The sequence below is a fragment of the Pseudomonas sp. LB-090624 genome (assembly GCF_003205205.1).
Lineage (GTDB): Bacteria > Pseudomonadota > Gammaproteobacteria > Pseudomonadales > Pseudomonadaceae > Aquipseudomonas.
Window position 1 is genome coordinate 25,878 of the sequence record NZ_QJRL01000041.1, and the last position, 6,287, is coordinate 32,164.

4 protein-coding genes are annotated in these 6,287 nt (G+C 62.8%); 3 read left to right on the forward strand and 1 reads right to left on the reverse strand.

Annotated elements, in window-relative coordinates; genetic code table 11:
- The first annotated feature begins 43 nt into the window (after positions 1–43).
- From mapR to DMX11_RS23935, 3 genes are all read left to right on the forward strand, one after another.
- A complete protein-coding gene (mapR, locus tag DMX11_RS23925; protein ID WP_110747667.1) occupies positions 44–1,453 on the forward strand; it encodes a GntR family transcriptional regulator MpaR in 1,410 nt (469 codons plus the stop codon).
- A gap of 57 nt (positions 1,454–1,510) precedes the next feature.
- Entirely contained in the window at positions 1,511–3,172 is a 1,662-nt protein-coding gene (locus tag DMX11_RS23930; protein WP_110747670.1) for a PAS domain-containing sensor histidine kinase, read from the forward strand.
- A gap of 63 nt (positions 3,173–3,235) precedes the next feature.
- Positions 3,236–5,299 carry a PAS domain-containing protein gene (locus tag DMX11_RS23935; protein WP_110747673.1) on the forward strand — a complete coding sequence of 688 codons (2,064 nt, stop codon included), beginning with the start codon at positions 3,236–3,238 and terminating at the stop codon, positions 5,297–5,299.
- Positions 5,300–5,307: 8 nt separating this feature from the next.
- On the opposite strand, the gene DMX11_RS23940 is transcribed toward DMX11_RS23935, so the two are convergent.
- Entirely contained in the window at positions 5,308–6,054 is a 747-nt protein-coding gene (locus DMX11_RS23940) for an SDR family oxidoreductase (RefSeq protein WP_110747676.1), read from the reverse strand.
- Positions 6,055–6,287: the final 233 nt, after the last annotated feature.

The window sequence follows — 6,287 nt, forward strand, 5'->3', positions numbered from 1 at the left end:
CACTGAAACCACCTTGCCTGCCAGGCTTCGACAGAAGGCCAGAATGAAACGCTACGAACGCTTCGCCGACGATATTGCCGAATTGATCCGCTCCGGTGTGCTAGGCCCCGGCCAGCGCGTACCCTCGGTGCGCTACGCCAGCCAGACCCACGGGGTCAGCCCGTCCACGGTGTTCCAGGCCTACTACCTGCTGGAGCGGCGTGGCCTGATTCGCGCCCGGCCGCGCTCAGGGTATTTCGTCAACGCCCACACCCCGCGCCCGTTCAGCGAACCGCAGGCGCTGCAGCCGGTCAGCGAGTCGACAGACGTTGACGTCAGCGCCCTGGTGTTCTCGATCCTCGACTCGATCAAGGACCCCAACACCATCCCGTTCGGCTCGGCCTTCCCCAGCCCCGAGCTGTTTCCGCTGCAACGCCTGTCACGCTCGCTGGCCAGTGCCAGCCGCAGCATGGACCCGCGCATGGTGGTCACCGACCTGTCCCCCGGCAACCCGCAACTGCGCCGGCAAATTGCCCTGCGCTACATGGTCGGCGGGCTGATGCTGCCCATGGAAGAACTGCTGATTACCAACGGAGCGCTGGAGGCGCTGAACCTGTGCCTGCAGGCGGTAACCCAGCCCGGCGATCTGGTGGCCATCGAGGCCCCCGCCTTCTATGCCTGCCTGCAGGTGCTGGAGCGGCTCAAGCTCAAGGCAGTGGAGATCCCCGTGCACCCGCGTGAGGGCATGGACCTGAGTGTGCTGGCGCAAACACTGGAAAAGCACCCGGTAAAAGCCGTGTGGTGCATGACCAACTTCCAGAACCCGGTCGGCGCGAGCATGCCCGAGGCGAAGAAACAGGCCTTGGTGGAACTGCTGACACACCATCAGGTGCCGTTGATCGAAGACGATGTGTATGCCGAGTTGTACTACGCGCAACAGGCGCCCAAACCGGCCAAGGCCTTCGATACCCAGGGCCTGGTGATGCACTGCGGCTCGTTTGCCAAGAGCCTGGCACCGGGTTACCGCATCGGTTGGGTGGCGGCCGGGCGCTTTGCGCAGAAGATCGAACGGCTGAAACTGATGACTTCGCTGTGTGCCTCGATGCCTGCCCAGGCGGCTATTGCCGACTACCTGCAGCACGGTGGCTACGACCGCCACCTGCGCAAATTGCGCTACGCGCTGGAAGGGCAGCAGGCCAACATGCTGGCGGCGATTGCCCGCCACTTCCCCGCACAGACTCGGGTCAGCCAACCCTCCGGCGGTTACTTCCTGTGGCTGGAGCTACCCGAGCAAATGGACGCCCTCAAGCTGTTCCACATGGCCTTGGCCCAAGGCATCAGCATCGCCCCCGGGCCAATCTTCTCGCCTACCCGCCGCTTTGGTAACTGCATCCGCCTGAACTATGGCAGCCCTTGGCATGAAGGCGCTGAAGGGGCCATGGAAACCCTTGGCCGGATCATTCGCTCGTTCTGATAGCCCTTGGCTCGCGCGGCGACTATAGTTGCCCGATCCACTCCTTGGGCCCGCGCCATGCCGCCAGATTCGCCCCCGTCCATTGCCCAGTTGCAGGCACGCGTCGCAGAACTGGAGGCACGCCTGGCCGAGCGCGAAGACAGCGCCGAGGCACACAACAGGCTGTTGGGTGAGCTGCTCGACAACAGCCTGGCCAACGTGTTTGCCGCCGACCGCAACCTGCGCCTTGTGGCAATCAACCGTACCGCCCGGGAAACCTTCGAGCGCTACCGCGGTTTCGTGCCGAAGGTCGGCGATCACGTGCCACAGTTCCTGACCAAACAGCCCGACATTACCGGCATGCTGGCACCGGTTTGGCCCCGCATGCTGGCTGGCGAAGCCTTCATCGATACACTGACCCTGGGCCCCCCCGAGGCGTCGCGCCACTACGAAATCCGCTACCATCCGTGGCGCGACGGGCAGCAACGGATCCAGGGCGGATACATGTTCGCCTATGACATCACCGAGCGCCTTGCAGAGCAGGAGCGCCTGCGCCAGGCCGAGGAGGCCCTTCGCCAATCACAGAAAATGGAAGCGGTTGGCCAATTGACGGGCGGCATCGCCCACGACTTCAACAACCTGCTGGGCAGCATCCTCGGGGCACTGGACCTGGCCGGCGAACGCCTTGGCCAGCAGCGCTTCGCCGACACCGACGAGCTGATCGAACGTGGCCGGCACAACGTGCTGCGCGCAGCTGCGCTGGTACAACGCCTACTGGCATTTTCGCGTCAGCAAACCCTCGTGCCACAGCCGGTCGATGTGCAACAGTTGGTCGCCGGCATGCATGACCTGATCCGCAGCTCTATCGGGCCGCATATCGACTTGCACGACCGGACGCTGCCCGGGCAGTGGCCAACACGCATCGACCCCCAGCAGCTGGAAAATGCCCTGCTCAACCTGTGCATCAACGCCCGTGACGCCATGCCCCTTGGCGGCACCTTGAGCATTGCATGCGCCAACGTCGAGCTAGAAGACACCGAGGCCAATCAGCTGCACCTGGCCGCTGGCCGGTTCCTGCGCATCTGCGTGGAAGACACTGGCATCGGCATGTCCAATGCAGTGCGGCAACGGGCCCTTGAGCCGTTCTTTACCACGAAGGCGTTCGGCCAGGGCACTGGCCTTGGGCTGTCGATGGTCTATGGCTTCGTGCGGCAATCCGGTGGGCAGGTGCGGATCGACAGCACACCAGGGCAAGGCACGGCCATCAGCCTGTATCTCCCCCAGGATGAAAGCGTCGCTGCCGACTTGCCCAGCACTGCCGCTCAAGCTCCTGCCCCTGTGGCCCCGGCGCAGCAGCGGGCAGTCAAGGTGATGCTGGTGGAAGACCAGCCTGCACAGCGGCTGGTGCTGCTGGAGGTGTTGCATGAGCTGGGCCATGACGTGCAGGCATTCGAAGACGGCCGCCAGGCATACGAGGCATTGCATGAAGGCCGGCCACCCGACTTGCTGATCACCGATGTTGGCCTGCCGGGGGGTATCGATGGCTACCAGCTCGCCGACACCTGTCGGAGCATCGCCCCTCAGGCCGCTATATTGCTGATTACCGGCTATGACATTGCGGCCAGCACGGCCAGGGCACAACCCGAGATGCACACCGAACTGCTGGCCAAGCCGTTCGATCTGCAAGCGCTTGCCCAAGCCATCGGACGGCTGCTGGCAAGCACCGCACAGCCACGCTGAGCGGCTATCCGCCTGCGGGTGAACACGCTAAAGTCTTGGCCTCACATTTTGTCGGACGCCTGCATGCCTTCCCGCGATATGCACTCACTTCGCCAACAAGTCATCGAACTCCAGCGGCAAAACGCGCTGCTCGAAGCACGCCTTGCAAGCCATCAGGCACAGGACCAGGATTTTTACCGCTCACTGTTCGACACCATGGACGAAGGCTTCTGCATCATCGAGTTCTTCGACGGCCCGCACGGCCCGCTGAGTGACTATGTGCATGTACTGGCCAACGCGGCCTACGCCAAGCATGCAGGCATCCCCAACGTGGTTGGACAGAAGCTGCGCGAGATGGTGCCCGACGAGGCGGATGACTGGGTGGCACGCTATGGTGCGGTGCTGCGCACAGGCGAGCCCCTGCACTTCGAGCAGGAACTGGTCGCAACCGGCCGTGTGCTGTCTGTGACCACCTTTCGCGTGGAGCCTGCCGAAAAACGCCAGGTAGCGGTACTGTTCAAGGACGTCACCGAGCGCCGACGGGCGGAGCAGGCCCTGCAGCAACTGAACGATGAGCTCGAGCAACGGGTGAATACAGCACTGGCAGAGCGCCGTCTGTTCGCCGAGCTGGTCGATCACAGCGTGGTCAATGTGCACGTGGTCGACAAGAACATGTGCTGGCTGGCCGTCAATCGCCAGGCCAGGCATGACTTCAATTTGCTCTACGGGTCGGTACCGGAAATCGGCGAGTATCTGCCTGGGCTGGTCAACGAAGGCGACGCTGACCAGACGCCGATCCTGCCAATGTGGCAACGTGCCTTGGCCGGTGAGGCGTTCATGGAAACCGGCGTTTTTGGCAAGGCACCGGCCCAGCGTCATTACGAACTGCGCTTCAACGCCCTGCGTGACCATGAGGGTGACATACAGGGGGCATTCCTGTTCGCCTATGACATCAGTGAGCGGGTGCTGGAACAGGAGCGCCTGGCCAAAGCCGAAGAAGCCCTGCGCCAGGCGCAGAAGATGGAAGCCGTGGGCCAGCTCAGCGGCGGTATTGCCCACGATTTCAACAATTTACTGGGCGGTATCCTCGGCGCCCAGGAGCTGATGCGACAGCGCCTGGACCAGTCGCGTTACGATGCCCTGGAGCCGTTGTTGGAGCTTTCCAGCGGTTCGGCACAAAGGGCCTCTTCGCTGGTGCACCGGTTACTGGCGTTCTCGCGCCAGCAAACCCTTCAGCCCCGCTCCACGCACGTGGCAACGCTGGTGGCCGGCATGGAGGAACTGCTGCGCCGCACCATTGGCCCGGCCATTACCCTCGGCAGCCGGTTCACCACTGAGCTGTGGCCGACCTTTATCGACCCGCCACAGCTGGAAAGCGCCCTGCTCAATGTGTGCATCAATGCCCGCGATGCCATGCCAGGCGGTGGCGTGATCGAGATCATCGGCGACAACCTGCACGTTGACGAACAGCAGGCGCTGGAGCTGGAGGTGCCAGCCGGCGAGTACCTGCGCCTGAGCATTGTCGACAACGGCAGAGGCATGTCGGCGGAGGTCGCCGAGCGAGCAGTCGAGCCGTTCTTCACCACCAAGCCGTTGGGCCAGGGCACGGGGCTGGGCCTATCGATGACCTACGGCTTCGTCCGCCAGTCGGGCGGGCAACTGCGCGTGTTGTCGGTACTTGGCGAAGGTACCCGCATCGAACTGTTGCTACCCCGCCACCACGAACAGCCAGTGGCCCCAACCGTCAGACCTCGTGGGCCGTTGAGAAGGAGCAGCACGGGTACGCAGCGCATCTTGCTGATCGAAGACCAGGCAGCCTTGCGCCTGGTGGTGTGCGAAGTACTGGAAGAACTGGGTTACCAGGTAGATGCGTTCGAAAACGGTCCAACGGCCCTGGCCCACCTGCAACAAGCTGAACGCCCAGACTTGCTGCTGAGCGACATCGGCCTGCCCGGTGGCCTGAGTGGCCGCCAGGTGGCCGAACGCTGTCGCGAACGCTACCCCGACCTGAAGGTGCTGTTCATCACTGGCTACGACGAAAGCGCGGCGCTCAGTGATGGTCAGTTGCTGCAAGGTACACAGGTGCTGACCAAACCGTTCGAATTGGAAGTGCTGGCCGAGCGCATACGCGAGTTGCTGATGGATTGACGGGGGCGTCAGCGTCCGCCGCTCAGGTCGATGAAGCTGCCGGTGGTGTAGGAGGCTTTGTCCGAGAGCAGCCAGAGAATGGCCTCGGCCACTTCCTCGGGGTACCCGCCACGGCCCATGGGCAAGCCAGATTCAAGCTTGCTGACCCGGTCAGGGTCGCCGGACAGGGCATGGAAACCTGTGTGGATATAGCCCGGGCGAACGCCATTCACGCGCACGCCCTCGCCTGCTACTTCTTTGGCCAAGCCTATGGTGAAGGTATCGAGCGCGCCCTTGGAGGCGGCATAGTCGACGTACTCGTTGGGCGAACCGAGGCGCGCAGCCATGGATGAGACGTTGACGATGGCCCCGCCCTGCCCGCCATGCTGGCGCGCCATGCGCAACAGGGCGTGCTTGGTGCAGAGCATGGGGCCGACGACGTTGGTTTTCATGATTTTCAGCAGGCGGAACTCGGACATTTCGTCGACGCGGCTTTGCTGGCCGATGGTGCCGGCGTTGTTGACCAGTGCGGTGACTGGGCCGAGTGCTTCGTCGACGCGCTGGAACAGCTGGATGATCTCATCCTCGACGCTGGCATCGGCGCGCACCGCGATGGCCTCGGCGCCCAGCTCGCGGACCTGGCTGAGGATGGTTTCGGCGGCCTGATCGTCGGCGTGGTAGTTGATGCAGATGCGATAGCCCTTGCGGGCGGCCAGCAGCGCTGTAGCAGCCCCGATGCCGCGGCTGGCGCCGGTAATGACGATGACGTTCTGCATGAATGTGCCAATCGTTTGGGGAAGGGAGCATCGACAATAGGCGAAATGGCCCTTGGTTGGAATGACGAAGATCAGCCCAACCACCCGTTTGCTGTTGATCTGGTTGTTGATCTTGATCTTGATCTTGATCTTGATCTTGATCTTGATCTTGATCTTGATCTTGATCTTGATCTTGATCTTGATCTTGATCTTGATCTTGATCTTGATCTTGATCTTGATCTTCGCGACTTCAG